Annotated in this window: 22 protein-coding genes and 1 tRNA gene; 10 read left to right on the top strand and 13 right to left on the bottom strand. The window is 47.6% G+C overall.

Annotated elements, in window-relative coordinates; all coding sequences use genetic code 11:
* Positions 1-93: 93 nt before the first annotated feature.
* Both ACYSNS_RS11280 and carB read right to left on the bottom strand, forming a co-directional pair.
* Positions 94-642, bottom strand: a complete 549-nt coding sequence (locus ACYSNS_RS11280) for a fused DSP-PTPase phosphatase/NAD kinase-like protein (RefSeq protein ID WP_461723264.1) — start codon at positions 640-642, stop codon at positions 94-96.
* Positions 643-843: 201 nt separating this feature from the next.
* Complete coding sequence (carB, locus tag ACYSNS_RS11275; RefSeq protein ID WP_461723263.1) at positions 844-4,329, bottom strand: carbamoyl-phosphate synthase large subunit; 3,486 nt, start codon at positions 4,327-4,329, stop codon at positions 844-846.
* Between the two features lie 222 nt (positions 4,330-4,551).
* Here carB and ypfJ point away from each other — a divergent pair, with 222 nt between their 5' ends.
* Positions 4,552-5,460: a KPN_02809 family neutral zinc metallopeptidase gene (ypfJ, locus tag ACYSNS_RS11270; RefSeq protein WP_461723262.1), complete on the top strand. Its 909-nt coding sequence runs from the start codon at positions 4,552-4,554 to the stop codon at positions 5,458-5,460.
* A gap of 33 nt (positions 5,461-5,493) precedes the next feature.
* On the opposite strand, the gene ACYSNS_RS11265 is transcribed toward ypfJ, so the two are convergent.
* Together ACYSNS_RS11265 and ACYSNS_RS11260 are read right to left on the bottom strand one after the other, a co-directional pair.
* Positions 5,494-6,174 carry a DUF3592 domain-containing protein gene (locus ACYSNS_RS11265; protein ID WP_461723261.1) on the bottom strand — a complete coding sequence of 227 codons (681 nt, stop codon included), beginning with the start codon at positions 6,172-6,174 and terminating at the stop codon, positions 5,494-5,496.
* A gap of 134 nt (positions 6,175-6,308) precedes the next feature.
* Positions 6,309-6,605, bottom strand: a complete 297-nt coding sequence (locus ACYSNS_RS11260) for a hypothetical protein (protein ID WP_461723260.1) — start codon at positions 6,603-6,605, stop codon at positions 6,309-6,311.
* Between the two features lie 137 nt (positions 6,606-6,742).
* On the opposite strand from ACYSNS_RS11260, the gene ACYSNS_RS11255 reads away from it, so the two are divergent.
* Positions 6,743-8,020, top strand: a complete 1,278-nt coding sequence (locus ACYSNS_RS11255) for an MFS transporter (protein ID WP_461723259.1) — start codon at positions 6,743-6,745, stop codon at positions 8,018-8,020.
* A gap of 193 nt (positions 8,021-8,213) precedes the next feature.
* Here ACYSNS_RS11255 and carA read toward each other — a convergent pair whose 3' ends face one another.
* Positions 8,214-9,410, bottom strand: a complete 1,197-nt coding sequence (carA, locus tag ACYSNS_RS11250; protein ID WP_461723258.1) for a glutamine-hydrolyzing carbamoyl-phosphate synthase small subunit — start codon at positions 9,408-9,410, stop codon at positions 8,214-8,216.
* Positions 9,411-9,665: 255 nt separating this feature from the next.
* Here carA and ACYSNS_RS11245 point away from each other — a divergent pair, with 255 nt between their 5' ends.
* Positions 9,666-10,118: a GatB/YqeY domain-containing protein gene (locus ACYSNS_RS11245; protein ID WP_461723257.1), complete on the top strand. Its 453-nt coding sequence runs from the start codon at positions 9,666-9,668 to the stop codon at positions 10,116-10,118.
* 56 nt (positions 10,119-10,174) lie between these two features.
* Here ACYSNS_RS11245 and ACYSNS_RS11240 read toward each other — a convergent pair whose 3' ends face one another.
* From ACYSNS_RS11240 to ACYSNS_RS11230, 3 genes are all read right to left on the bottom strand, one after another.
* The gene (locus ACYSNS_RS11240) at positions 10,175-10,426 is read right to left on the bottom strand and encodes a GlsB/YeaQ/YmgE family stress response membrane protein (RefSeq protein WP_461723256.1); all 252 of its coding nucleotides are present in this window, start codon (positions 10,424-10,426) and stop codon (positions 10,175-10,177) included.
* Positions 10,427-10,537: 111 nt separating this feature from the next.
* The gene (locus tag ACYSNS_RS11235) at positions 10,538-12,217 is read right to left on the bottom strand and encodes a Na/Pi cotransporter family protein (protein WP_461723255.1); all 1,680 of its coding nucleotides are present in this window, start codon (positions 12,215-12,217) and stop codon (positions 10,538-10,540) included.
* Between the two features lie 140 nt (positions 12,218-12,357).
* Positions 12,358-13,590, bottom strand: a complete 1,233-nt coding sequence (locus tag ACYSNS_RS11230) for a mechanosensitive ion channel family protein (RefSeq protein ID WP_461723370.1) — start codon at positions 13,588-13,590, stop codon at positions 12,358-12,360.
* Positions 13,591-13,725: 135 nt separating this feature from the next.
* Here ACYSNS_RS11230 and dnaG point away from each other — a divergent pair, with 135 nt between their 5' ends.
* From dnaG to ACYSNS_RS11215, 3 genes are all read left to right on the top strand, one after another.
* Positions 13,726-15,684, top strand: coding sequence for a DNA primase (dnaG, locus tag ACYSNS_RS11225; protein WP_461723254.1), 1,959 nt, complete (start codon positions 13,726-13,728; stop codon positions 15,682-15,684).
* 365 nt (positions 15,685-16,049) lie between these two features.
* Entirely contained in the window at positions 16,050-18,074 is a 2,025-nt protein-coding gene (rpoD, locus tag ACYSNS_RS11220; RefSeq protein WP_461723253.1) for an RNA polymerase sigma factor RpoD, read from the top strand.
* Positions 18,075-18,141: 67 nt separating this feature from the next.
* Entirely contained in the window at positions 18,142-18,432 is a 291-nt protein-coding gene (locus ACYSNS_RS11215) for an HlyU family transcriptional regulator (protein WP_461723252.1), read from the top strand.
* 99 nt (positions 18,433-18,531) lie between these two features.
* On the opposite strand, the gene ACYSNS_RS11210 is transcribed toward ACYSNS_RS11215, so the two are convergent.
* Entirely contained in the window at positions 18,532-19,059 is a 528-nt protein-coding gene (locus ACYSNS_RS11210; protein WP_461723251.1) for a TIGR00645 family protein, read from the bottom strand.
* Positions 19,060-19,177: 118 nt separating this feature from the next.
* Here ACYSNS_RS11210 and ACYSNS_RS11205 point away from each other — a divergent pair, with 118 nt between their 5' ends.
* Positions 19,178-19,639: a YcgN family cysteine cluster protein gene (locus ACYSNS_RS11205; protein WP_461723250.1), complete on the top strand. Its 462-nt coding sequence runs from the start codon at positions 19,178-19,180 to the stop codon at positions 19,637-19,639.
* Positions 19,640-19,763: 124 nt separating this feature from the next.
* Here ACYSNS_RS11205 and ACYSNS_RS11200 read toward each other — a convergent pair whose 3' ends face one another.
* Positions 19,764-20,504, bottom strand: coding sequence for an SIMPL domain-containing protein (locus tag ACYSNS_RS11200; RefSeq protein ID WP_461723249.1), 741 nt, complete (start codon positions 20,502-20,504; stop codon positions 19,764-19,766).
* Positions 20,505-20,663: 159 nt separating this feature from the next.
* Between ACYSNS_RS11200 and ACYSNS_RS11195 the strand changes: the two genes are divergently transcribed.
* From ACYSNS_RS11195 to ACYSNS_RS11185, 3 genes are all read left to right on the top strand, one after another.
* Positions 20,664-20,740 (top strand) — tRNA-Ile (locus ACYSNS_RS11195).
* Positions 20,741-21,038: 298 nt separating this feature from the next.
* Positions 21,039-21,341 carry a PepSY domain-containing protein gene (locus ACYSNS_RS11190; protein ID WP_461723248.1) on the top strand — a complete coding sequence of 101 codons (303 nt, stop codon included), beginning with the start codon at positions 21,039-21,041 and terminating at the stop codon, positions 21,339-21,341.
* A gap of 225 nt (positions 21,342-21,566) precedes the next feature.
* On the top strand, positions 21,567-22,079 hold the full coding sequence (locus tag ACYSNS_RS11185; RefSeq protein ID WP_461723247.1) for a GNAT family N-acetyltransferase: 513 nt from the start codon (positions 21,567-21,569) through the stop codon (positions 22,077-22,079).
* A gap of 42 nt (positions 22,080-22,121) precedes the next feature.
* On the opposite strand, the gene ACYSNS_RS11180 is transcribed toward ACYSNS_RS11185, so the two are convergent.
* From ACYSNS_RS11180 to ACYSNS_RS11170, 3 genes are all read right to left on the bottom strand, one after another.
* A complete protein-coding gene (locus ACYSNS_RS11180) occupies positions 22,122-22,742 on the bottom strand; it encodes a hypothetical protein (protein WP_461723246.1) in 621 nt (206 codons plus the stop codon).
* A gap of 34 nt (positions 22,743-22,776) precedes the next feature.
* Positions 22,777-23,349 carry an invasion associated locus B family protein gene (locus ACYSNS_RS11175; protein WP_461723245.1) on the bottom strand — a complete coding sequence of 191 codons (573 nt, stop codon included), beginning with the start codon at positions 23,347-23,349 and terminating at the stop codon, positions 22,777-22,779.
* A partial coding sequence (locus ACYSNS_RS11170; RefSeq protein ID WP_461723244.1) for a YadA-like family protein occupies positions 23,349-26,312 on the bottom strand: 2,964 nt, incomplete at its 5' end. The genes ACYSNS_RS11175 and ACYSNS_RS11170, both read right to left, overlap by 1 nt.

Here is a 26,312-nt window from a genome sequence, read left to right as displayed (position 1 = left end):
TGAGTAGAGCTATCATGTTTTTATTTCGCGGGAAAGTGTATTTTTGCCGCACCCTTCAAAATTACGTGTAAGCTCATATGTCAATGCGGCTGGTCAAAAGCCGAGCTTTTCCTCGTAATCGTCCCAGCTTTGATACATTGCATATCGTCCTATTCCTGGGATCGGGATATGTCCGTAAAAAGGTGATAGCTGGAATTCAGAAAACATTTCGGTTTTTCCCGCGATCTCTCCGACATATACTGCTGTCGCTAATCCCGTACGGTTTGAACCGTGCTCGCAGTGGATAAGAAGCGGTTTCGGTGCCGCACGCATAACCTCGACCAAGCGCTCGATCTGTTCTGCCTGCAAAATCTTACCGGACGAAACCGGATAGTGAATGTAGGAAATTCCGGCTAATTTGGCTGCTGACTGTTGCTCGGCCAGCTCTTCTTCGGAAATATCATTGCGAAGATTGAGAATGGTTTTTATCGCATATTCTCGCGCTAGGAATGCGATGTTTTCGGGTTTGGGTTGCGCTGAACGATAGAGTTCCTGCGGAAGAACTTCATGAAAATTGCCGACCCATTGCTGATAGACCATGTGGATGCCAAGGGCGACCGGTACCAAAGCTAGAAGGACAAAAAAGATTTTTGGCTTGCGCATAAGGCTCTTTCGGATGCGATATCAATGATATTAACAGCGACCGTTCAGCTGCTACGAATAAACATATAAATAACGGTATTCCCGTCGAATCGCCCCGCCTTTATGCATTTAGCGGCAGTTTATGAAAAAACAATGATGCTCCCATATCATTGCATAAAATGCAGATGCCATGACAGCTTATCCGTCATGGCATCTTCAAAATCAGTTGAAGTAATCCTGTAGCGGACGTACGTCCAGCGTACCTGCCCGTAATGCCTCAATCGCCTCTGCAACAGACTCCGCCCCTGACATGGTTGTGTAATAGGGCACTTTTTGCATGAGGGCTGCCCGACGCAGCGATTTAGAGTCCGAAACAGCGCTGGCTGTATCCGTTGTATTAAATACAATATGAACCTGCCGGTTGCGAATTGCATCTTCGATATGCGGACGACCTTCAAGAACCTTATTGATTTTCTTTGCTTCAATGCCGTGTTCTGCGAGGAACTTCTGCGTCCCTCCAGTTGCCAAAACGGAAAACCCTAGTGCTGCCAGCCGCTTTACCGGTTCTAGAACGCGTGATTTATCTTCATCACGAACAGAAACAAACAAAGTTCCTTCCCGTGGCAGATCAACACCTGCACCAAGCTGCGCCTTGGCAAAAGCCAACGCAAAATCATAGTCTAGCCCCATAACTTCACCTGTGGAGCGCATTTCTGGCCCAAGCAGGGTATCAACACCGGGGAAACGGGCAAATGGGAAAACCGCTTCTTTGACAGCGATATGGGGCTTGTTGGGTGTTTCCGCCCTTCCGCCATAGCTGTTGAGTGCAGATGTCAACCTTTCACCGGCCATGATGCGCGCTGCTATCTTGGCGATCGGCCGACCTACCGTTTTTGCTACAAATGGCACCGTTCTCGATGCACGCGGATTAACTTCCAGCACGTAGATTGTGCCATCCTTGATTGCGTATTGCACATTCATCAGGCCGCCAACATGGAGAGCCTTGGCAAGTGCTTTGGTTTGGCGTTCAAGTTCTTCCACAAGCTGCGGCGACAAAGTATGAACAGGGAGCGAACAAGCCGAGTCACCCGAGTGGATACCTGCCTCTTCAATATGCTCCATAATGCCCGCGACCAATGTTTCCTCACCGTCGCATAGGCAATCGACATCGACCTCGATCGCCTCTGTCAGATAGGTATCGAACAGAAGTGGATTTTTGCCAAGCAATGTGTTGATCTGGCCGGTTTTGTCATTGGGGTAGCGTGCCTTGATGTCTTCGGGCACGAGTTCCGGTACGGTATCAAGCAGATAGCTTTGCAGATTTCGTTCATCGTGAATGATCTGCATCGCGCGACCGCCCAAAACATAGGATGGTCGTACAACCAAAGGAAAGCCTAGATCATTGGCTATCAGACGTGCCTGCTCAACCGAGTAGGCGATGCCGTTTTTAGGTTGTGTCAAATCCAATTTGATCAATAATTTTTGGAACCGGTCACGATCTTCTGCAAGATCAATGGCATCTGGCGATGTGCCAAGAATGGGAATTCCGGCTCGTTCCAGCGATTCTGCCAACTTCAATGGTGTTTGTCCGCCAAACTGAACGATAACGCCGACAAGCTCGCCTTTTTCTTTTTCAGCTTCCAGAATTGCCAAAACATCTTCAGCCGTCAGAGGCTCGAAATATAGCCGGTCAGACGTATCATAATCCGTTGAAACCGTTTCAGGATTGCAATTGATCATAATTGCTTCAAAGCCTGCATCGCGTAATGCGAAAGCTGCATGGCAGCAACAATAGTCGAACTCGATACCTTGACCGATACGATTGGGGCCGCCACCTAGAATGACGACTTTTTTACGATCGGATACCTCAGCTTCCGAACGCAGGCTACCGGCAAACGGAACTTCATAGGTTGAATACATATAGGCCGTTGGCGATGCAAACTCTGCTGCACAAGTGTCGATACGTTTGAAAACCGGCTTCACATCAAGTTCATGACGAAGTTTTGCTACATCTTCGGCATCTTTACCGATCAAGCTGCCCAAACGTGCATCGGAGAAACCCATCGACTTCAACATGCGCAGATTTTCAGCATCTTGCGGCAAGCCCTGTTCGCGGATGCGGTACTCCATATCAACGATGCCAGCCATTTGTTCAAGAAACCAAGGGTCGATTTTACTGATTTGATGAATTTCAGCCAGGGGCATACCCATGCGCATCGCTTGTGCGACATAGCGCAGTCGATCGGGTGTCGGCGTGCCAATCGCGGCGCGAATGGCATTCTTCTCATCGCCTTCGGCGTGCTCGGGAACGGTGATTTCATCAAGCCCGGTCAGGCCGGTTTCCAAACCACGCAGGGCCTTTTGCAAAGATTCCTGAAACGTACGGCCGATTGCCATGACTTCACCAACGGATTTCATCGCCGTTGTAAGAATAGGTGAGGCGCCCGGGAATTTTTCAAAGGCAAAGCGCGGTATTTTGGTCACAACATAGTCAATTGATGGCTCGAATGATGCAGGTGTTGCTCCGCCGGTAATGTCGTTTTCCAACTCGTCGAGTGTATAGCCGACAGCAAGTTTGGCAGCGACTTTAGCGATAGGAAAGCCAGTGGCTTTTGAAGCAAGTGCCGATGAACGCGAAACGCGCGGATTCATTTCAATAACGATCAGACGGCCATTTTCAGGATTGACGGCAAATTGTACATTTGAGCCGCCGGTCTCAACACCAATTTCGCGCAGTACGGCAATAGAAGCATTCCGCATGATCTGGTATTCTTTATCGGTCAGTGTGAGGGCAGGGGCGACAGTGATGGAATCGCCGGTATGCACACCCATTGGATCGACATTTTCGATTGAACAGATGATGATGCAGTTGTCCTTTTTGTCGCGGACAACCTCCATCTCGTATTCTTTCCAACCCAAAACGCTTTCTTCGATCAAAACTTCAGTCGTTGGCGATGCATCCAGACCACGTTCGATAATTTCGTAGAATTCAGACCGGTTGTAGGCAATGCCACCGCCAGTCCCGCCCAAGGTAAAGGATGGACGGATGATCGCGGGCAGACCGACGTGATCAAGCGCTTGCCCTGCTTTTCCCGTCGCATGCGCCATGTAGCGTTGCTTGCGATCACCTTCGCCAAGCTGCCATTCGTGCTCCAGCTTATCGAGAGCATTTTGCAAATCATCACCGGAAAGCTCCGCTTTCAGCTTCTTGCGCATCTCTTCATGACGCTGACGATCTTCCTCTTTGATCTCCGTCGCATTGGCAAGCATGGAACGGGGCGTTTCCAAACCGATTTTTGCCATGGCTTCGCGGAACAATGCACGGTCTTCAGCTTTATCGATTGCGGTAGCGTCGGCACCGATCATCTCGACATTGTAACGCTCAAGAACGCCCATGCGCTTGAGTGACAAAGCGGTGTTAAGTGCGGTCTGGCCCCCCATGGTTGGCAACAGTGCATCGGGTTTCTCACGTGCGATGATTTTGGCAACGACTTCCGGCGTGATGGGTTCGATGTAGGTTGCATCGGCCAGATCAGGATCAGTCATAATGGTTGCCGGGTTCGAATTCACCAGAATGATCCGGTAGCCTTCCTCTTTCAGAGCCTTACAGGCTTGTGTGCCGGAATAGTCGAATTCGCAAGCCTGACCAATAACAATGGGGCCCGCACCGATGATGAGAATGGATTTTATATCTGTGCGTTTTGGCATGGCGTTTTCCTATGGCAAACACCCGCGCGGAAAACCGGCAGGCTGAATATTTAAACTTTTAAGGCTAAGCTTGCCTTATAGGTAAAGTGGGCATGAAAGTAACCCCCAAAATGCCAAATTGGGTGCTTTTTTTCGTTTTAATCACAGTTCTATCTCTTCTCTTCCTTCATTTCTTTTTTATATGCTATAAAAATCAAGACAAGTAACAGAAGGAAATCGGGCATGCGCTGGGAAGGCCGTCGGCAAAGTAAAAATGTCGAAGATCGACGTGGACAGCGCGCTTCAGGCGGCTCCGCCATGCGCACGGGTTTGCGCGGAATAGGTTTGGGGTTGTTGACGCGCGGCGGTGGCCGCGGCATTCTCATTCTTATCGTCATATTCGTCGGCCTTAGTTTCTTCGGTTTCAATCCTTCACGCTTTTTATTTGGCGATGGCGCGTTGGAGCGCAATGGCAGCTCCCAAACCAGCCAACAATCCCTTCCTCCGCAGGCCGATGACAAACGTGGACAATTTATTGCCACGGTTTTGGCGGAAACTGAAGATACATGGACAACGATATTCAAGCAGCACAATGCGGTTTATCAACCGCCGGTTCTCGTGCGGTTTTCAGGTACTGTGCGTTCGGCATGCGGACTAGCCACGGCAGCCGTCGGGCCATTTTATTGTCCAGCGGATCGCAAATTATATCTTGATGACTCATTCTTCGAGCAACTCAGCCGTCAATTCGGCGCTCCAGGTGAATTTGCTCAAGCTTACGTCATTGCACATGAAGTGGGCCATCATATACAAAATTTAACCGGCGTTCTAAACGCTACCAATCGCCAGCGCGCCCGCATGAGCACAGCCGCCGCCAATGCGCTTTCCGTCAAAGTGGAGTTGCAGGCCGACTGTTATGCGGGTGTATGGGCACATTCTACCGACCAAAAAGGTCTTCTCGACAGTGGTGACATTGAAGCTGCTTTGAATGCGGCGCATAAAATCGGCGATGATGCGTTGCAAAAGCAGGCTCAGGGATATGTCGTTCCCGATAGCTTTACTCATGGTTCGTCTGTACAACGGGCTGAGTGGTTCAACCGCGGCTATCAATCGGGAAAAATGGAGTCGTGCGATACGTTTTCAGCCAACCTATGAGAGGCTTGAAGGTAAAGACTGCCAATGAATGTCTTATGCTAGAATGAAGATGGCAAGCGTTATGGTGGACATGAAGATAAAGCCAAGAATGATGGCAAAACTGAAATAATCAAAGCCAAGAATCTGTTTTTGACGCAGCTTAGCTTTTTTTGGATTTTTTTTGTCATAAAGAAAGGTAATACTTTCACCAATATCATATTGGGCAGGAAAATCTGCTCTGTTTAAAACAGTCTTCAACGTTCCCCGCTCTTCATTGTGAAATTCTATAATGGGCGCATAAAGTTTCGTATCATTTATAATTTTCTCTTCGAAAGCGATTACCTTTCCAGTCGCTTCAGTTAAGCGCCTATCCAAAAAATGCGTTTTTCTTCCCTCCCTATATTGCTGAAGGATAAATGCAGACCAAATGGTGAAGAACAGGAAAACAACGATGACTTGAAACGCAAGTTTAAAAAAATATGCACAACAGGCAATTGCTAGAAAAGCAATTTCAGAACCAAATTTATCAAGGAAGCTTAGTTTGTTTTTTGTTAGAACTGTTGGTCCGGACTCCACGTCTGAAGTTTCTACATCAAAAGCAGTTTCATAGCTGTAAGACACCTTCGTGAACCCGTTTTTAGCACCCGACTTAACGCTCAACCGAAAACCATTTTGATTAAAATATAAGTGAACATCTGTCTCAGCTTCCAGCGCCTGATAACGTCGCCATTTCATCGTTGGCAAGCAGCGCAAACCAACCGGCAGTAATATGATGAGTATCAAGGCCAAGATTGCATTGACGATTGGCCAAAGCCATAACGACCAGAAATCAGCAAATCTGAAGCTATAAGGACTATCGGATTGATAGGCTATGCGGTGTCTATCTCCTGTTTAAGACCTCGACGGGGAACACCTTCCTCATAGGAATAGAGACTGCTGCCATTCTGAAGCTTGATTTTAACGGCTGCTGGTTGTCTACCCTCGGCATCCGGCTTTGCTCTGAAACCTGCAATATCGGTGTCTAACACGATTGCAGTTTCCATGAATTTCAGTGTCGATAGGGTCAATGTAAAGCCGAATAACGAAGGTATAACGGCAAAAGACACAAAGACTGCGATTATCATAAGACGCTTATTGCGCAATTGGAGTGGTGTTGGCGTTTGCAAATGGAAAATCCCCGCTGTCAATCGACCAATGTGCCGTCATAAAACTTATCTATAATATCAAGACTATGAATTAAAAAAATGCTTTCGCCCCTATATCAAACAGCGTATAGGCGAATTTGCATATCAAGGGTTGTGCTATGGCAGTCGTAAAAGATCCTCAATTCATCCGCCGTGGGCTAGTCCTCGTCTTTATAACATTGCTTTTAGATATTATAGGCATTGCTATCATTGTGCCAGTTATGCCCGAATATCTCAGTCAGCTTACTGGTGATGATATCAGTGCGGCTGCGGTGGATGGCGGGTTTCTTCTCATGGTTTATTCCGCCATGCAGTTTTTGTTTGCGCCGCTTATCGGTAATTTGTCAGATCGATATGGTCGTCGTCCGATTTTGCTCGTTTCGATTATAACCTTCGCGCTCGATAATCTCATTTGCGCTATCGCGTGGAGTTATTCCATGCTGTTTGTTGGTCGCATACTGGCGGGTATTAGCGGCGCAAGTTTTTCGACCTGTTCTGCATATCTGGCAGACATATCCGATGATAGCAATCGTACGCGCAATTTTGGTCTTATCGGCATCGCATTTGGCGCGGGGTTTGTCCTTGGTCCGCTCATCGGGGGGCTTCTTGGTGAATTGGGGCCACGGGTTCCATTTTATTTTGCGGCAGCCTTGTCGTTCATCAACTTCTTTTTTGCATTGTTCATGCTCCCAGAAACATTGACGAAAAGACATCGCCGGCGCTTTAACCTCAAAAGGGCTAATCCTCTTGGTGCTCTATTACAATTGCGCCAATATCCGTCAGTGTTATGGATTGCATTGGCATTTTTTCTCTATTGGTTGGCGGAGTCTGTCTGGCCTGCAGCTTGGGCCTTCGTAGCGAAAGAACGCTATGGCTGGAGCGAATTCTCCATCGGTCTATCTTATGGGACTTTTGGCGTCGGGCAAATTCTCATTATGGGCCTGTTTCTACCGTATATTGCCAAGCGTTGGAAAGATTGGCGAATTTCTATGACCGGCCTATGCTTCGCACTTGTTGGCATGGTCGGATACACTTTCGCGGTTGAAGGATGGATGGTCTATGTCGTGTTCGGCTTTACCATGTTGGAATATCTCGCCCATGCTCCGATGCGCGCTATCGCTGCAGCGCAAGTACCGGCAAATGCACAGGGTGAATTACAAGGCGCGCTGACTTCAATCACCTCTATCACGTCAATGATTGGGCCTGTATTCTATACATCGCTTTTCCAGTATTTCACTAGTGACGATGCACCTTTCCGTTTTTCCGGTGCGCCTTATGCTGCGGCATTTTTTGTATTATTGGCTGCAACCTTGATATTCGCGTTTTATGTGCGTGAACCGGAAAAGGCGCGTCAACAGACCATTATGGAAAATATCATACCACCTGAGCAGTCGTGAGAAAGCAAGACTTGGACCACTGCAGTCGGAGCAGATTAACAGCGTTGTATGAAGACGTCGCGACCCATCTTGGAATGCTGCGTTGCCGTAAATGCAGCCAAGTGTGGTTTTGATTGAGCTACACATTGATGATGTCGGATAGATCAATGAAAAACCCGCTTTTTCATTTCAACAAAAGCAGGTTTGAATGGTTTTAAGCGGCTTTTTTATGAGCGCGTATGAGATCACGGAAACGCTGAAACAGATAATGGCTGTCCTGAGGGCCTGGCGATGCTTCTGGATGGTGCTGTACCGAAAAGACTGGCTTTCCGACCAAAGTGATACCACAATTGGAACCATCGAACAGCGAAATATGCGTTTCTTCAACGTCGTCTGGAAGCGTTGAGGAGTCCACGGCGAAACCATGGTTCATCGATACGATTTCAACTTTACCCGTGGTGTAGTCTTTTACCGGATGGTTGGCACCGTGGTGCCCCTGATGCATTTTAACGGTTTTAGCGCCGGCAGCCAAAGCCAACATTTGATGGCCAAGACATATACCAAATAGAGGTACACCGCTTTCCACCAATTTACGGATTGTGGGCACAGCGTATTCGCCTGTGGCAGCTGGGTCACCCGGGCCATTCGACAAAAACACACCATCGGGTTGCATGGCAAGAATATCTTCAGCGCTTGTTTTGGCCGGAACAACAGTTACACGTGCTTCCAGTCCGGCGAGCAAACGAAGGATGTTCCGCTTAACACCATAGTCGATTGCAACGATGTGGAGATCCTGTTTGGTTTCACTGCCATAACCTTCATCCCAGACCCAAGGGGTTTCCTGCCACTCCGATGACTGCCCGGATGTCACGTCTTTAGCAAGGTCAAGTCCCACAAGGCCCGACCATTCTTTAGCCTGTTTTTTTAGCGCTTCAACATCAAATACACCCATCGGATCATGTGCAATAACCGCGTTTGGAGCACCTTTTTCACGGATAAGCGCGGTTAGTGCGCGCGTATCGATGCCGGATAAAGCTATCACGCCACGAGCTTTCAACCATTGATCCAAGCCTTCTGCAGCGCGGTAATTGGAAGGATGTGTGATGTCGGCCTTAAAAACCGCACCGACTGCACCATATCTGTTCGCAGGATTGAGGTCTTCAATATCTTCCGAGTTGGTGCCAACATTGCCGATATGCGGAAAGGTAAAGGTGACGATCTGCCCTGTATAGGATGGGTCTGTCAAAATTTCTTCGTAGCCGGTCAGCGCAGTATTGAAGCAGACTTCAGCTGCTACAGTGCCCGTTGCACCAAGACCTTTACCCTCAATCACAGTGCCGTCTGCCAAAACCAGCAGGGCGGTTGGTTTGGCAGTGCCCCAAGGGGCTGTCGTTTTTGCGGTATCGGTCATGGCTCGCTCTCATAAAAACAGTATTCGAAAGGCGCGATATTGAACTCATGCAAAAGCCGCAGATTTACACCTGCTTGACGATTGTGTTTCCAATGTTCAGCTAAGGTTAGAGATATAGGAGCATTGCATGTCAAGGTAAAGGGTTGTTTGGTGCTTTTTCATGGCTTTTGCGTAATAATTTATTGAATTGCGTTGCATGAAAGCATGCTTTTGGTTAGACCGTGTGAAAATCATCAAGCAGGAATGGATAAGATCATGTTGCGCGACGACATCAATGATGCCTTGAAAACAGCCATGAAAGAGCATGACAAAGCACGTCTTGCAACGCTTCGTCTTATCAATGCGGCGGTTAAGGATCGCGACATTGCCAATCGTGGAGAAGGAAAGCCTGCGGTTGATGACACCGAATTACAGTCTATTCTGGCGCGCATGATCAAGCAGCGTGAAGAATCGGCGAAAATGTATGATGAAGGCGCCAGACCTGAATTGGCAGCCACCGAACGGGAGGAAATCGCGGTGATACGTGAGTTTCTACCGCGCCAACTCGACGATGAAGAGGTGGCGAATGCCATAGCCGAGGCTGTGGCAGCAACGGATGCCGAAGGCTTGCGTGATATGGGCAAGGTTATGGCATGGCTGAAAGAGCGTTTTACAGGTCAAATGGATTTTTCAAAAGCCAGCGCCATTATTCGCGAGAGATTGAAATAACCAATCTTCAATTCAAGAAAAAGGCACCCTGATGGGTGCCTTTTTTATGTCTCATGCTAAGGCCGGATGAGACGGCCGATCCAGATGAGAATACATGCTCCGATGAAACCGGAAATCAGATAACCAAACCAGCCCGCAAAGCTCACACCAAAAAGGCCGAGAAGAAAACTTGCCAGCGATGCGCCGACAATACCCAATACAATGTTCAGGATCATGCCGGTATTGCTTTTCATAAAACTCTGTGCGGCCCAACCTGCAAGTCCACCGATGATAATTGCAGCTATCCAGCCAATGCTCGCGTCTTCCATGGATCTCTCCTTTGCCCAAATTTGTATATTGTGTCCAAGTTTACATATGAGACAGAATTAGCGCAGCCACAATAGAGTTCAAGGGGTTTTAGCGCTCATTCGGCTTGACGTCTACTTGCTAGAGGCAACTTTGCGAAGGCGAGAACTCTTCAACAGGCCTTGTTCTTCCAGAATAGGATAGGCAATTGATGTCAGAAGCGAATTTATTTGCTTGAGGTCCCGTAATGTGTCGAGATGTAAACTTGAGGACTCGACACTTTTCTCATCACCTTGCCGCAATCGTTGAAAATGTTTGAGACTGGTTTCTTTTTCCAGTTCACGCAAATTATCTTTCTCTTGCACCAAAAGATGTGCCGTTCTGGTATCGCGAGAAACCAATACATTGAATGCCATATGTGCGTTTGCAAGCACAATGCTGTGGAAGCGTGAAAGCTCGCGCCAGCCGTCTTCGGTAAATTCGAGATTCTGCTGTTGCTTTTTTTTGACCAAGGCCAGCATATTATGCGTTATGATATCTCCTACCTGTTCAAGCTTTATGCAAGCGCCAAGGAGTTCCTGGGTTCTTAAAGCTTCTTCATCGCTCAGTTTCTGGCCAGCTAAACGTGCGAGATAAAGCTTGATGGCGGCGTGTTTCTTATCCAGTATATCATCGAGTTGGATAAGTTCGTTCATTACCGATTTATCAGGTTTTTCATAAAGCCCCATGACCTTGTCAAGCATAAGATCAACCAGATCGCAAATGCGGATCACCTCCCGTGCGGCGTTGGCCAAAGCAAGGTTCGGTTTTTCCAATACCGTTTCATCAAGCGCGCTCTGTGCCATAAAATCAGCTGTTTCCACCGCTTGTGCGGGCGTTTTTTTGAGGTTTACCAGCCAGTTTGTGAGCTTCAAAACCGGCTGGGAAAGCGGAATGCCAACAAGCAGGATAATGAGGTTGAAGACGATATGTGCATTAACGACCTGTGTGACGGGATCGGCTCCCAGCCAACTGACAGGAGGTTTGAACGCTAGAAAAAGCACCAGCATGATAAGCGAGCCAGCACCGCGCATCATCAAATTACCTAAAGGTACAAGACGCGTCTCGGGTGGTGCATTGCGCGTTAGTAACGGAGCTATCAGTGATGAGCCAAGATTGACACCCAAAACCATGACAACACAAAGCTCGGCATGGATAAGGCCATGGCTGGCAAAGCTAACAAGAAGGATAATTCCGGCGATGGATGAGTGGAAAAGATATGTCAGAACAGCCGCGATCAGGAAAGAGGACACGGGATCTGTTGAAAGATAGGAAATGATGTTAGGTAAAACCGCACTATCTCGAAGCGGCGCTGTGGCCTCGCCTGTCATTTGCAGCGATAGAATGAGCAAACCAATGCCGACAATGATACGGCCAAGTTGACGCCAATCTCGCCTCTCGGTGGTCATGAAGATGAACGTTCCGATTAGAAGGCAGAGCGGCACAAGAGCTGTGAGGTTATAAGAGAGAATTTTCACCACAAGTGCCGAACCGAGTTCACCACCGCGTACTGCCATCAGCCCTGCAACACCCGATACAAAACCAGAGCCGACAAACGAGCCAACAAGCAGTGTAACGGCTGTTGAACTTTGCAAGACCACTGCCATGAATAGGCCAAATCCGACGGCAAAAACCGGATTGGCCATGACGTTGCGTAATTTACGCTTCAATCGGTCGCCATAGGCGCGTTCCACGCCCGTACGCACCATACGAGTGGCCCATAGAAGCAGCGCGACAGCGCCTGCCAGATGAAGAATAACCAACGGACCATTCAATGTTTGTTATCTCCTTTTATTTATCCCAGCCAACACAATGGCGGTCGGGAGCAAAATTGGCCAAAGGCGGCTTTGCCACGAATGCATAAATTTATAAGCGTGGCTAGACCGCTGTAAAGCGCGTTTTGAAGCCAATCATTTTATTTTGACTGCCGGCGTTCCTCGCGTTCTGCTACCGCTGCAATAAAATCGCTGCCGCTCGGATTTTGGAAAATACGCAGACCGAAATCGGGTAAAATGGAATAGAGGTGATCGAAGATGTCGGATTGGATACGTTCATAGTCCGCCCATGCGACTGTGTTGGTGAAGCAATAGATTTCGAGTGGTAAGCCCTCAGAACCTGGAGCCATTTGGCGCACAAGCAGTGTCATGGACTGACTGATGCCGGGGTGATTTTGTAAATAGGCCATCACATAGGCCCGAAATGTACCAATATTTGTCATGCGGCGTGTGTTGGCTGCAACGTCCCTGTTTCTTTCAAGCTTGGAGTTCCAATCATCAATTTCTTTCGCCCGTGTTTCGAAATAGCTTTCCAGTCGATTGTAGTGCGATAGTCTTTCGCGATCTTCACTATTTAGAAAACCGATACTCGATTGATCGATGAACAATGAGCGCTTGATCCGCCGCCCACCCGATTCCTGCATGCCACGCCAGTTTTTAAATGGATCGGTGACCAGTTTGCGGATTGGTACGGTGGTAATAGTCTTGTCAAAATTTTGAACTTTAACAGTATGAAGTGCAATTTCAATGACGTCTCCATCGGCACCGAGATTGGGAATCTCAATCCAATCACCTACGCGAACCATGTCAGTCGAAGAAATTTGGATACCCGCTACCAGTGACAAAAGCGTGTCTTGAAAAACCAATATCAAAACCGCGGCCATGGCGCCGAGACCGGAAAACAGGATCAAAGGCGAGCGGTCAATCAAGGTCGCCAGCATAAGGATTGCGGCGATGGCAAAAAGCGCGATTTTGAATACCTGTATGAACCCTTTTATCGGTTTTAATCGTGCTTCAGGACGCTGCTCATAGAGGCGGTTTACGACATTTAAAAGCGAAGCAATGGCCAAAACAACAGTCAGAATAATAAATGCATTTGCTACATTTTGTATAATTGTGCCAAGTACCGGTGGGAGTGAAGGCACGAGGCTGATGCCGGTAGACACAACCAATGCCGGCGCGATGTTTGCGATATGCCGGATCGTCCGATCAATGTCGTCTGTCTTATGCGAATGGAACAGGTCGGATAATTTGCGCACGATCCGGATGAGAACCGTTTTGACGACAAGATTGATAATAAGTGCCAGAATGATAAGTCCAGCAAGCCACACTGCTGCTTCCAGCCATGCGTGTTGAGCTAAAAATTCTGTCATAGTTTCCATATTGTATATCCATTGCTGGTTTTTTCCATTCAAGTGTAAAGTTTCACGACGAGCACAGACAAGTGTTGGAATCGAGTGCTATAGTGTTTAAGTAACAGGATGATTTTTCAACCTTTGTGAGAGCTAATGCGTTTTCCGCCCGATTTCCTTGACGAGATCCGCGCCCGACTACCGATTTCGACGGTTGTCGGGCAAAGGGTGGCATTTGATTCCAAGAAAAGCAACCCTTCGCGTGGTGACTTCTGGGGCTGCTGTCCGTTTCACGGTGAGAAAACACCAAGCTTTCATTGCGAGGATCCTAAAGGGCGTTATCACTGCTTCGGCTGTGGTGTGAGCGGTGATATTTTTCGTTTTGTCACCGAGCTTGATGGCTTGGCCTTTCCGGAGGCCGTGGAGCGGCTTGCCGATCAGGCGGGTCTAAAAATGCCTGCTCGCGATATCGAAAGTGAAAAACGGGAAAAAGTAAAAGCCGATCTCTATGATGTCATGGAAATGGCTACGAAATTTTTTCAACAAAAATTGGTAACTGACGATGGTGCAAATGCCAGACATTACTTGGATCAGCGTCACCTTTCGCAACAAATCGGTCAGAGATTCCGTATTGGTTATTCACCTGACAGTCGCTCTGCGCTGAAAGATGCTTTGATCACGCGTGGCATTACCGTAAGGCAGATGGAAGAATGCGGACTGCTTGTATCGGGGGAGGATATCTCTGTCCCGTATGATCGCTTTCGCAATCGTATTATATTTCCGATTGAGGATATGCGCGGACGCGTTGTCGCTTTTGGTGGGCGTGCGCTCGATAAAAATGCCCGTGCGAAATACCTCAATAGCCCGGAAACAATGCTGTTTCACAAGGGCAACATGCTTTACAATGCGCTGCATGCGCGAAAAGCTTGCCAACCGAATGCGGGAAAGCCAGCGCAGTCCATGTTGGTGGTTGAAGGTTATATGGATGTCATCGCGCTTGCCAAGGCTGGTTTTGACCACGCTGTTGCCCCACTTGGTACAGCATTGACCGAAGACCAGATCGGTTTGCTTTGGCGGATGTCTCCTGACCCGATTTTGTGTTTTGACGGGGATGATGCCGGGGTGAATGCGGCTTTCCGCGCAGCAGACAGAATATTGCCGCTTTTAAAAGCCGGCGTTTCCGCCCGTTTCGTGTTACTTCCCGAAGGGCAGGACCCCGATGATATTATCAATTCGGGCGGATCAGAGGCTTTCAAGGGTGAAGTTGACAAGGCTATACCTTTAGCGGAATTGCTTTGGTTTCGCCAAACGCATGGGCGCCAGTTCAATACACCGGAAGAACGTGCCGGCCTTGAACGCGAGCTGAAGCAGGCAATCTTCACCTTAAAAGATGAAAGTTTGCGCCACTATTATTTACAGGACATGCGCGAGAGATTGCGCGACTTTTTTCGTCCGGCTTTCAGGCCTGCTGCAAATAAATCAAACGGATCGGGAAATTACAACAATAAGACGGGTCGAACAGGGCAGGCAGCCTCAGGGCGCGGTTTCAGTGCAAGTTTAGCCAATTCCAATCTGGTACGCAATGCTTCTGCATTTCTTCCGTTACGGGAGGCAGCCATTCTCATGACTTTGGCGACCCATCCAGACCTTTGGCATGAAGACTTTGAAACATTGGCAGCGCTTGAGTTGGAAAATAGTGCTCTTGTCGGCTTACATCGCGCGATGCTGGAAATTTTGGGAGAATGGCAGCCCGATGACGCGGATGCCATGCTGGCACTTTTGCAACAAAAAGGCCAAGCTGAGATTTTATCCCGTATTGGGGATTTACTCCAAAAGACCGGCATGAGAAGCGCTTTTGCCGTTGCACCGATTGAAGACGCCAGAGAAGCTTTAAAACAGGCTGTCTACTTGCATCTTCGCGCACACAACCTACATAAACGCTTACGCGATATAGAAATGCAGCTTTTGGAAAGCTCTGACGGAGACATCTTTACATTGTTGCGTGATGTAAAAGCCGAATTGGAACAGACAGAAGCAACAGAAGCTTTGATTGAAGGTTTCGGACGTTGGAAGGCTGACGAATCGAATCAGAGCGATACGAATCATAACAAATGATTCGCTTTTTGGGTGCGAATCAGCCACGAAAGCCTGATTGGGCTGGTGGTTTCTCAAGATTGAGAGCCATTTTAGGATTGGAATTGAACTGTAGCGGCGGGAGTTATTTGCATTCAGTGTGTGAAAAACGGCGTGAAACACGACTATAGCCCTAGAGATATATGCTTTGTGGGAATGTGTATTACTCAAGATCCCACTTTCGCACACGTTTAAAAACACTGCAAAAATTAATCCTTTCGCAAAGGATCAATCCTAAAAGACAATAAGAAATATGCGTGCCATGACTGCGTGGCGAGTTGGATGAGAATATAAGAAAATACCGGTTACGCAAAAGATGCGATATGGCCGAGTGGAGTTGAGACGGAATGGCAACGAAGGCTAAACAGAAAGACAATGCAGAGACCGAGCGCGAAGTGAGTGCGGACGGTCCTCTTCTCGACCTGTCCGATGACGCCGTTAAGAAAATGATCAAGGTCGCCAAAAAACGCGGCTATGTGACGATGGATGAACTGAATGCCGTTCTGCCTTCAGAAGAGGTGACATCGGAGCAAATTGAAGACACCATGGCGATGCTTTCCGATATGGGAATCAATGTCGTGGAGGATGATGAAGAAGCTGAAACCGAAACAGATAATGATGAGGAAGAAGCAAGCGTAGAAGGCGGTGATCTGGTCGAGGCCACCGGGCGTGCGGTAGCAACCGCTGCCAAACGGGAGCCTACTGACCGTACAGACGATCCTGTGCGCATGTATCTTCGTGAAATGGGTGCGGTTGAACTTCTCTCAAGAGAAGGCGAAATTGCAATCGCCAAGCGCATTGAGGCTGGTCGCGAGACGATGATCGCCGGTTTGTGTGAAAGCCCGTTGACATTTCAGGCTTTGATTATCTGGCGCGAGGAGCTTAACGAGCAGCGCATTTTACTGCGTGAAATTATTGATCTCGAAACCACCTATGCCGGACCGGAAGCCAAGCAGGCACCGGTGATCGAACGCGTGGAAGAGACAAAGCCAAAGGAAGAGGCTCCGCGCCGTCCTTCACGCGATGACGATGACATAACAAATGTTGGCGGTGAAACATCGACTGAAGAAGATGATGAAGACGATGATGAAGCCAATCTTTCGCTTGCGGCTATGGAAAATGAACTTCGTCCGCAAGTTATGGAAACGCTGGATTTCATCGCCGATACTTATGTGAAGTTGCGGAAGCTTCAAGATCAGCACGTGGAAAGCAGTTTGGCAGCCCATGATGATGGTGCCCTGTCGCCCGCGCAGGAAAAGAAATACAAGCAACTGAAAGATGACCTCATCAAATCGGTCAAATCGCTTTCTCTAAACCAGAATCGTATTGAGGCGCTTGTCGAACAGCTCTATGACATTAACAAGCGTCTTGTGCAAAATGAAGGCAAATTGAAACGTCTTGCCGATTCCTACGGTGTCCGTCACGAAGACTTTCTGAAGGAATATCAGGGACGTGAGCTTGATGCCGACTGGGTTAATTACATCGCGACATTGTCTGGGCGTGGGTGGAAAGAGTTTTCAACACGCGAAACCAAGGCGATCCAGAATCTACGTGGTGAAATTCAGATACTCGCCCAAGAAACCGCTATTTCAATTGGAGAGTTTCGCCGTATCGTCAATCAGGTACAAAAAGGCGAACGCGAGGCAACAATAGCCAAGAAAGAAATGGTTGAGGCCAATCTACGCCTGGTTATTTCAATCGCGAAAAAGTACACCAATCGCGGTTTGCAGTTTCTTGATCTTATTCAAGAAGGCAATATCGGTTTGATGAAAGCTGTCGACAAGTTTGAATATCGTCGTGGGTACAAGTTCTCAACTTATGCGACATGGTGGATTCGTCAGGCGATCACCCGTTCGATTGCGGATCAGGCACGCACAATCCGTATTCCGGTTCATATGATCGAAACGATCAATAAAATTGTTCGTACATCGCGTCAGATGCTGCACGAAATTGGCCGTGAACCAACGCCGGAAGAGCTATCCGAAAAGCTTGCTATGCCGCTTGAAAAAGTGCGCAAGGTGCTGAAAATCGCCAAAGAGCCAATCTCGCTCGAAACACCGGTCGGTGACGAGGAAGATTCGCATCTCGGCGACTTTATTGAAGACAAAAATGCGCTTCTGCCAATTGATGCGGCAATTCAAGCAAACCTACGTGATACAACAACGCGTGTTTTGGCATCGTTAACACCACGTGAAGAGCGCGTGCTCCGTATGCGCTTTGGTATCGGTATGAATACCGATCATACGCTTGAGGAAGTCGGACAGCAGTTTTCGGTTACGCGTGAGCGTATCAGACAGATTGAAGCGAAAGCGCTTCGTAAACTGAAGCACCCCAGCCGTTCGCGCAAATTGCGCAGCTTCCTCGATTCATAAAGATAGAAAAACAGCGTATTATCGAAAGATGACGCTGTTTTTATTCATACCGCGGATGGAGGATTTTATGTCGTTTCTCAAAAAGCTTTTTGGAAAAAACGGTTCCGATACAACAGAGAATGCCAAAATTCCTGGCGCGAAGATTGAGTATCAAGGCTTTGTCATTGAAGCCACGCCCTATAAAAGTGAAGGGCAACTGCAAAGCTGTGGAATGATAACTAAAGACATTTCAGGCGAGATCAAAGAACATAGGTTCGTACGCGCAGATCGTTTCAGTCAAATGGAAGACGCGGTGCGGATGATCCATATCAAAGCCCGTCAAATTATCGATGAACAAGGCGAAAACATCTTCCGATAATCGCTGAGGTCAGCCGAAATTATCCTGTTATGATCTCTTTTTAAGACCGTTGGCGTTTATTCAAAGCTGAACGGTCTTCTTGGCTTTAATGAGATGTGCTTAGAGGTCTGGCGCCTTTTTACCTTTTGCATCCTTTTTCTTTCCCGAAATCTTGTCGATATAGGCTAGGAAAAGCGCGGAAATAACAAAAGTCAGGTGCAGAACCGTGTAGAACGTCAAATGTATCCAGCTATAACGTTCAAGGTTGAGGAATATTTGCAAAAGATGAATTGAGGAAATCGCAATGATTGTCGAAGCCACTTTGACTTTCAACGAGCCAGCATCAATTGTGCCGAGCCAATGCACTTCGTCTTCGCCTTCATCAAAACGACTGACAAAATTTTCATATCCGGAAATGATAACCATTACAACGAGGCTGGCTATCAAGGCGGCATCAATCAAACCCAACATCTTCAAAATTGTATTGGTGTCGTCAAGCTCTTGCACGTGGCTTGCAAAGTCCCAGAGTTTTCCAGCGAAAGAAAACGCATAAATTGCCAAGGCGACAGCAAGGCCGATGTAAAAAACAACCAGCAGCCAGCGAGATGCGAGGATGATGGATTCAATAAGAAGTTCAATACGTTTCATGCCGGCAAGCCTATTGCGTTGAGTTTATCCTATCTGCATGACCAATGTCGGACCTTTTTTCAAGCCTTAGTTTTAATGAAAGCTAGATTTTCCAAGACTAAAAGAGTAATGCGAGCCCATGGAAAAAACGATACCTTTTTGGAAATATAAGACGCTTGAGGAAATGACCGTTGCGGAGTGGGAAAGCCTCTGCGATGGCTGTGGGCGTTGCTGCATGCACAAATTGGAAGATGAAGATACCGGTGATATTTATGCGACCAGCGTCGCGTGCCGCCTTCTAGACGCTGACACGTGCCAGTGCAGTAATTATCCTGATCGTAAATCCATCGTACCGGATTGTATCTTTCTTGATATCAAGACAGTGCAAACGGTTCGCTGGCTCCCCAAAGATTGCGCCTATCGACTGATTGACGAGGGGAAGGATCTGGAGTGGTGGCATCCCCTTGTATCAGGCAGTAAAGATACCGTTCATGAAGCAAAAATATCTGCCCGCGGCAGGGTGAGGGCTCATGAAGATGATTTGGAGACTGAGGAAGACTATCTTCAATATATTGTCGGACCGATGGACGAGGGCAGATAGTTTATTTAAATGGCACGTTGGTTGTGGCTATTTCGTTTTATCCCATTGAGCCGGTAATTTTCTTTTCCGCCCTCAGGCCACGATGAACGAAGGGCGGAAACGAGGTATTCATTCACAGCAACACTTATTGGTCTATTGCAAATGTGACTGTTACATTGATGGCATAATCAAGTTCGCCGCCGGCAAAGTTTGTATCAGCCTGATATGCGGGCTTAGCAGCACTGGCCAGGCGTGGCATAACACCGGAACTAAAATTCTCTTCACTGATCGAAATGATAGGGCCAAGCTTAACATTTGCTGCCCCGGCCAAAGTTTGGGCTTTTTCAATTGCTTCGGCTACGGCTTTCTTACGTGCTTCTGTATAGAAAGGTTTCTGCTCCGCATTGGTAAACGATATGCCGCTTACCGAATTGATGCCGAGGCTCATAGCCTGATCAAAAATTTTACCGGCAAGCGCGAGGTCTCTAATGCGAACAGTTAGAGAATTGGAAACACGATATTTCTGCTCAGACACCTTTTTTTCCTTGCTATCCTCATTGACGGGATAGATGGAAAGACCAGATGTCTGCAAGTCACGCGGTTCAATACCGCTTTTCTTGAACGACTCCAGAACGTCATTCATAGCCTTATTGTTGGCGGCTAGCGCTTGTTGTGCGGTCTTGTCATTGGTGACAACCGCTAGATTAATGACGGCCATGTCTGGCGCTGTTTGAGTTTCACCCGTCGCGCTCACGACAATGGTGGAATGCTTCATTTCGACTTCTCCGGCTTGTGCGCTGTATTGAGCGGATAAAAGTGTCATACCAGCCGCAGCTCCTATAGCTAAGGACGAAATCGGGCGAGAGAAAAAGTTTGACGCTATCATGTTCACTCCTGTTGTCTTAACGATCTTTGTCACCCTATCGGCGTATGATGTAGGAAATAGGGCAAAGCGGATAAATTGCCAGAAGCAGAAAAAAGGTAACGAGTTGTAACACAGGCACTTGTGCCCAAGGTATTTTTAGTTTAGATCGGGGCAAACGTGGGGCCTGTAGCTCAATTGGTCAGAGCCGGCGGCTCATAACCGCTTGGTTGGGGGTTCGAGTCCCTCCGGGCCCACCATACCCATGTTCGCTTGAAACTCCATTATTCGTTCAAATTGTCCAGCCAGTAAAGTCCTAGCTTTCCATGGTTTAGTCGTACTTTGATGCATGAGAGGCAGCGCCCAATTTAAGATAATTCAACGACATAAACGCCAAACTAACGCGTAAAAGGTGGGATAAATGCAGATGAACGTCGGTGCGGTAGAGACGCAATGGCGATAAAAGACTTTAACTGACAGAAACCTGATATGACGTGTAAGGACGCTGACAGCAAACTTATTTTATAGACATACCATAACTGAAAAACGGAGAAGACAATGTCTATGAAAAAAATACGTATTATTGCTTTAGCAATCTTGACCGGTACAGTCGGTACAGCAGTTTTGGTTCAAGGGGTGCAAGCGCAAACTGCAATCTCCAGCACACAAACACCGTTACAGACAACACGTATCAATGTTTCAGAACTGGCAAAGAAGCTTGAACAAGCAGGTTATCATATTCACGATATTGACCGTAAACATTTTGGATGGGAGGTTGAGGTTACAGATAACAACCATCAACGATTAGAGTTACACGTCGACAATCAGGGTAACATCACAAGCCAGGAATTTGATGATTAAACAATAAGCTGTCTGTTCGCGAGTGTGTTCGTCGACAACGAACACACTCGCACTGCAGTTAATTATGATTTCGGTCGCATTAAATTTAGTACGGGATGCCCGGCGGTTCAGGTGGAAATCGGCTGTGTATAAGAAAGAATGATGCTTTCGCGCTATGCGACTGTGAAGATGCTTATTGCGCAGAAGGCGCGCTTTGTCTAATTTTTTTCAAAGTCGGAAACAAATGTGTCAGGAAGCAGCGTCGATATGATCCATCTGCGTCAAATGAATGAAAATGATTGCGATGCTGTAGCGGCTTTATTGCAGCGGAATGCACAGTCGAACGGTGGCGGTCTATTTGGCGAGTATCCCAAGGCAAAAGTGCTTCATATGCTTCAATCAAGTCTAAACGTCGTTGTTGCGCTGCAGGATGATCGTTTAGCCGGTGTCGCATTTAGTTTCAGACCAGATACAGACCATTTACCTGCTATTGCACGTTACATTTTTTCTGAGTCACCGGATCTTGCAGATGGTCGATGGCTATATGGGCCTGTTTGCATTTCCGGTGATGAAAGAGGGAAGGGGATACTGCGTATGCTTTGCGATGAATTATGTGGTTTGAATACTGGGAGCCCGCTTGCTTTTATCAATGTAGAAAATATCGCGTCAATCAAAGCACATTCAAAGATCGGCTTTGAGGTGTTACAACGTACCGTCATGGACGATATGGAATGGTGTATTGTTGAGAAACGACAATAATCCCCGAGCATCGGGGATTATTGCATTAAAGATCCCGATAGTTCAAGAACCAGTATCGCTTAAATTGATGCTTGTCACGACCACGCAACTCGTTTGTGATGCGGGTATCATTATAACCTGACCGACATTTGGAAGGTTGAATAATGCTACGCCACCCAGATCGTCCATACGTTTTGAACCTTGCGGAAGCTGCTCTTGCGCTAATTGCGAACAAGACGTCTGCGTAATCACTGTTCTGACCATGTTGCCTTCACAACCGTTTTCGACTGGCGCTGTGAATACAAAACCTGCGCCCTTGGTCGTATTGTCTCCATAGATCTGCCCGATCGTCGCACTTAGAGAACGTTCGTCAGGTTTTTTACTGTCCCAAGAAGTGGCCGCTTGAAACTGCGCACCCTGGGTTGCCGTCTGTCCAAGATTGGAGAAAAGTGCCGCACATTTCGCCGCGCCAATTTTCTTCGCTTGTTCTCCGAATGTATTCTCAACAAAAGCCATGGAGCCGTTTTTACCGCTATTAACGGGTTTTAAAATCGACCATCCGCTGAGAGCTATTATCAATACAACGGCAAGAACTGCCCAATAGATGGGATTTTTCCATTGTTTTGTTTTAACTTTTCCAGTGATGTCTTTTTTTGCTTCTGCTTGGATATTTTCATTCTTCATTTGTTTTTACCATGATGTAAACCGGGTTCCGATTTTATTGGTTTATAGATGATACTGCTGCGCGCAAGCCTTTGAGAGTTGCATCGAACGCAATTGTTTTGCCATCTTTCAACCGGTATGAAATATGAGCAATACTGCCATCCCCGATATGTTTGCTTAAAATTGGTCCGACTGGTGTTTGAGCTAGACAAACATTCTCGTCACAGCCAATGTAAGAAATCTTTATGACTTGTTCACCCTCATCAAATTTTACTTCAATAGGTAAGGCTTTATCAGCGTCAGGCAATGCCCGAAGCAACATAAAGGGTTTTCCGTCACGGCTTGCGGCAAGCGACCAGCTGAAAACGACATTTCGGTTGGCGTCTTCAACGGCCTGCGTAATGTTACACACCACTTGCTTGGCAGTTCTATTTTCGTCACATATCAATGTCCAAGCTTCAAATTGCATGATGGAGCGTTTGATTTCACCGGGTGGGCCGTCAGGAACAGAAAGAGCCGGAGGGTGCAAAGTATAGGCATCGTCAGTTTGTGAAAAAGCAGTTGCGCCCCCGCCGAAAACGGCGAGGGTTAATGTAATAAATAAGAAGAAATATCGTGTCTTCATCATCAATTCAACGTAAAGCTAAGTCCTGCACCTACGCCCCAATTGCCACCGGCAGAGGTAGCCGATAGATTAGAACGTATTTTGCCATCTTCGGACGTATAACCTGCACCCATAGCAACGGCACCTTCGCTTCTCCAGAAACCACTACCAAATGCAACGCTTACCTTTCCAGGATTGTCGTCGAAACGAAGGCTTGAAGCGGCAAGTCCGATTGCGGCAGCTTGTCTGGCTTCGCGTTTTGCTTCATGAATGCCATAGTTTAATTCTCCGAAGCGCATATCTGTATATTGGTTCGATTGCTCGACGGCATCGCTTACGATATTATCTACCCGCTGATCGGTATAAGACTTGGATTGATCGAGCACGGTTGTCATCTGCGCTTGTGTATAGTCATGCAATTGACCGCCATTGACCGCTTCTTTTGACCCTGTTTCAATCTTTCCGTCAGCCACATTGGCAATCGTTACCGGTTTGCTGGCGTCGCCACCTTGCAGCGTCAATGAATTGGTCTTATTGCCGTTACTGTCTTTATCGTACATGGCAGCACCATCGGCAATATCTCCGACACTTGCTTCGATGTTATCGACACGCTTATTGGTATCCCAAAGCTGACCACCGTTAACGGCGTCCTTTGAACCTTGCGCGATATTACCATCAGCAACATTGACGATCTTGTTTGGTTGGTTATTTTTGCCACCGGCATCATAGCCACCTTCGGTATCATTCCATTGCAATGCATTTTCATCGACGGGTTTGAAATTGTTCAGCGTATCCTCGACATCATTAACTCGATTATTGACATTATTGATACTATCATTAACGCCGCCTAAGGCGTCACCGACATTATTGTATGTACCGGTTGTCACCTTGCCGCTGCTATCTACGTTGTAGATATTATAGCTCGGTGCAGTCCAAGCACCATTGGCGAAACCTGCACCTCCGCCAAAATAGGCGGCGATTTGGGTGTTCATAGCATATATTTGATTACCGGTGACCGCTTCAGTCGAGCCGTCTGCAATAAGTCCGTCTTCCAGATACTTGATTTTGCTGTTAGTTTTATTGCCTTTTCCATCATCATGCTTGGCACTGTATGCGCCAGCAGTTGAATCCCATGACAATGCATCATTTGAGAGACCGCTAATCTTACTGCTTATGCTTGTCAAAGAAGAGTCTACACCGCTAAATGCCGAGCCGACATCGCTATAGTCAGATCCCTGCACTGTATATTTAGGTGCAGTTCCATTTGCCACATTGGCACCGCCACCAAGATAGGTGGATGTGTTGGTAGCGATCGTGGAAATTGTATTGTTTGTTGCATACAATTGTGAACCGTTGATCGCGTCAAGTGATGTTTCTGACAGTTCCCCTGCGGCAACGTTTTTCATATGGACCGGGCCCTGTCCGTAAGAACCACCGAGTGTCACATTGTTATAGTCATTGACGCCATCAACCTTGTCATAAACAATGGCAGCACGCCCAAGATCGCTAACATTGTTTGCGATAGCCGCTAGACCACCTTCCATTTGTGCTACGTTGACAGCGTCATCAGCTGCAGTACCAGCCTTCACGCCCGAGATTCTACGATTGCCATCAATACCGGCAACACTGATAACCGAACCACCTGATTTTGACCCGATGTAAATAGGCGCTGTTGAATTTTCCTGAAGAACCATACCACTCTTACCAACTGTCAAATTGGTCAAGGCAGTATCGACCCCTCCAAAGGCCGTTCCAATATTGTTGTAGTCAGAGCCCTGAATTGTGTATGTGGGTGCTGTTCCAGCTGCAACATCTGCACCGCCGCCCAGATAGGTCGAGGTGTTGGTGGCAATTGTGTTCATTGTTGTATTGGTTGAATAAAGCTGTGAACCATTAACAACATCGGTTGAAGTATCGGACAGAGTGCCTGCAGCTACATTGGTAATCTTGCTGTTTGTTGCCGTACCTGTTCCATCATCGTGCTTTGCACTATAGGCGCTGGCTGTCGTATCCCATGTCAAAACATCCCCGGTAATACCCGTGATTTTGCTATTAAGGCTGGTCAGTGAAGTATTGACGCCGCCCAAAGCAGAACCGACATTGTTGTAGTCCGTTCCTTGAATTGTGTATGTGGGTGCCGTTCCTGCAGCAACATCCGCGCCGCCACCCAGATAGGTCGAGGTATTGGTGGCAACTGATGTTACTCGCGTGGAAAGCGCCGTAACATTTGTATTCGTATCGAACAACTGGGAGCCGTTGACAGCATCGGTTGAAGAGGCTGAGAGTGTGCCGGCTTTTAAGTTGGTAAGTTTTGTTCCCGTCGTGCCACCTGCCAAAGTGATGGTGTCTTTCGCCCCACCAACAGCACCATCATAGGTGACTGCCCGATCACTCAGATTATCGACCTTTGTATTGGTTGAATAAAGCTGTGAACCATTAACAACGTCGGTTGAAGTATCGGACAGAGTTCCGGCCGCTACATTGGTAATCTTGCTGTTTGTTGCCGTACCTGTTCCATCATCGTGCTTTGCACTATAGGCGCTGGCTGAAGTGTCCCATGTCAAAACATCCCCGGTAATACCCGTGATTTTGCTATTAAGGCTGGTCAGTGAAGTATTGACGCCGCCCAAAGCAGAACCGACATTGTTGTAGTCCGTTCCTTGAATTGTGTATGTGGGTGCCGTTCCTGCAGCAACATCCGCGCCGCCACCCAGATAGGTCGAGGTATTGGTGGCAACTGATGTTACTCGCGTGGAAAGCGCCGTAACATTTGTATTCGTATCGAACAACTGGGAGCCGTTGACAGCATCGGTTGAAGAGGCTGAGAGTGTGCCGGCTTTTAAGTTGGTAAGTTTTGTTCCCGTCGTGCCACCTGCCAAAGTGATGGTGTCTTTCGCCCCACCAACAGCACCATCATAGGTGACTGCCCGATCACTCAGATTATCGACCTTTGTATTGGTTGAATAAAGCTGTGAACCATTAACAAC

The organism is Bartonella sp. LJL80, assembly GCF_054871565.1.
Note: the sequence above shows the minus strand (reverse complement) of the source record. Positions and strands in the feature narration are given on the sequence as shown.

What these genes read in the sequence shown, in the direction of transcription:
- rpoD (WP_461723253.1), top strand. Translation starts at nt 16,050, where the DNA reads ATGGCAACGAAGGCTAAACAGAAAGACAATGCAGAGACCGAGCGCGAA.
- ACYSNS_RS11200 (WP_461723249.1), bottom strand. Translation starts at nt 20,504, where the DNA reads ATGATAGCGTCAAACTTTTTCTCTCGCCCGATTTCGTCCTTAGCTATA.
- ACYSNS_RS11255 (WP_461723259.1), top strand. Translation starts at nt 6,743, where the DNA reads ATGGCAGTCGTAAAAGATCCTCAATTCATCCGCCGTGGGCTAGTCCTC.
- ACYSNS_RS11245 (WP_461723257.1), top strand. Translation starts at nt 9,666, where the DNA reads ATGTTGCGCGACGACATCAATGATGCCTTGAAAACAGCCATGAAAGAG.
- ACYSNS_RS11190 (WP_461723248.1), top strand. Translation starts at nt 21,039, where the DNA reads ATGTCTATGAAAAAAATACGTATTATTGCTTTAGCAATCTTGACCGGT.
- ACYSNS_RS11210 (WP_461723251.1), bottom strand. Translation starts at nt 19,059, where the DNA reads ATGAAACGTATTGAACTTCTTATTGAATCCATCATCCTCGCATCTCGC.
- carA (WP_461723258.1), bottom strand. Translation starts at nt 9,410, where the DNA reads ATGACCGATACCGCAAAAACGACAGCCCCTTGGGGCACTGCCAAACCA.
- carB (WP_461723263.1), bottom strand. Translation starts at nt 4,329, where the DNA reads ATGCCAAAACGCACAGATATAAAATCCATTCTCATCATCGGTGCGGGC.
- ACYSNS_RS11280 (WP_461723264.1), bottom strand. Translation starts at nt 642, where the DNA reads ATGCGCAAGCCAAAAATCTTTTTTGTCCTTCTAGCTTTGGTACCGGTC.
- ACYSNS_RS11175 (WP_461723245.1), bottom strand. Translation starts at nt 23,349, where the DNA reads ATGATGAAGACACGATATTTCTTCTTATTTATTACATTAACCCTCGCC.
- dnaG (WP_461723254.1), top strand. Translation starts at nt 13,726, where the DNA reads ATGCGTTTTCCGCCCGATTTCCTTGACGAGATCCGCGCCCGACTACCG.
- ACYSNS_RS11265 (WP_461723261.1), bottom strand. Translation starts at nt 6,174, where the DNA reads ATGAAATGGCGACGTTATCAGGCGCTGGAAGCTGAGACAGATGTTCAC.
- ACYSNS_RS11205 (WP_461723250.1), top strand. Translation starts at nt 19,178, where the DNA reads ATGGAAAAAACGATACCTTTTTGGAAATATAAGACGCTTGAGGAAATG.
- ypfJ (WP_461723262.1), top strand. Translation starts at nt 4,552, where the DNA reads ATGCGCTGGGAAGGCCGTCGGCAAAGTAAAAATGTCGAAGATCGACGT.
- ACYSNS_RS11180 (WP_461723246.1), bottom strand. Translation starts at nt 22,742, where the DNA reads ATGAAGAATGAAAATATCCAAGCAGAAGCAAAAAAAGACATCACTGGA.
- ACYSNS_RS11215 (WP_461723252.1), top strand. Translation starts at nt 18,142, where the DNA reads ATGTCGTTTCTCAAAAAGCTTTTTGGAAAAAACGGTTCCGATACAACA.
- ACYSNS_RS11230 (WP_461723370.1), bottom strand. Translation starts at nt 13,590, where the DNA reads ATGACAGAATTTTTAGCTCAACACGCATGGCTGGAAGCAGCAGTGTGG.
- ACYSNS_RS11240 (WP_461723256.1), bottom strand. Translation starts at nt 10,426, where the DNA reads ATGGAAGACGCGAGCATTGGCTGGATAGCTGCAATTATCATCGGTGGA.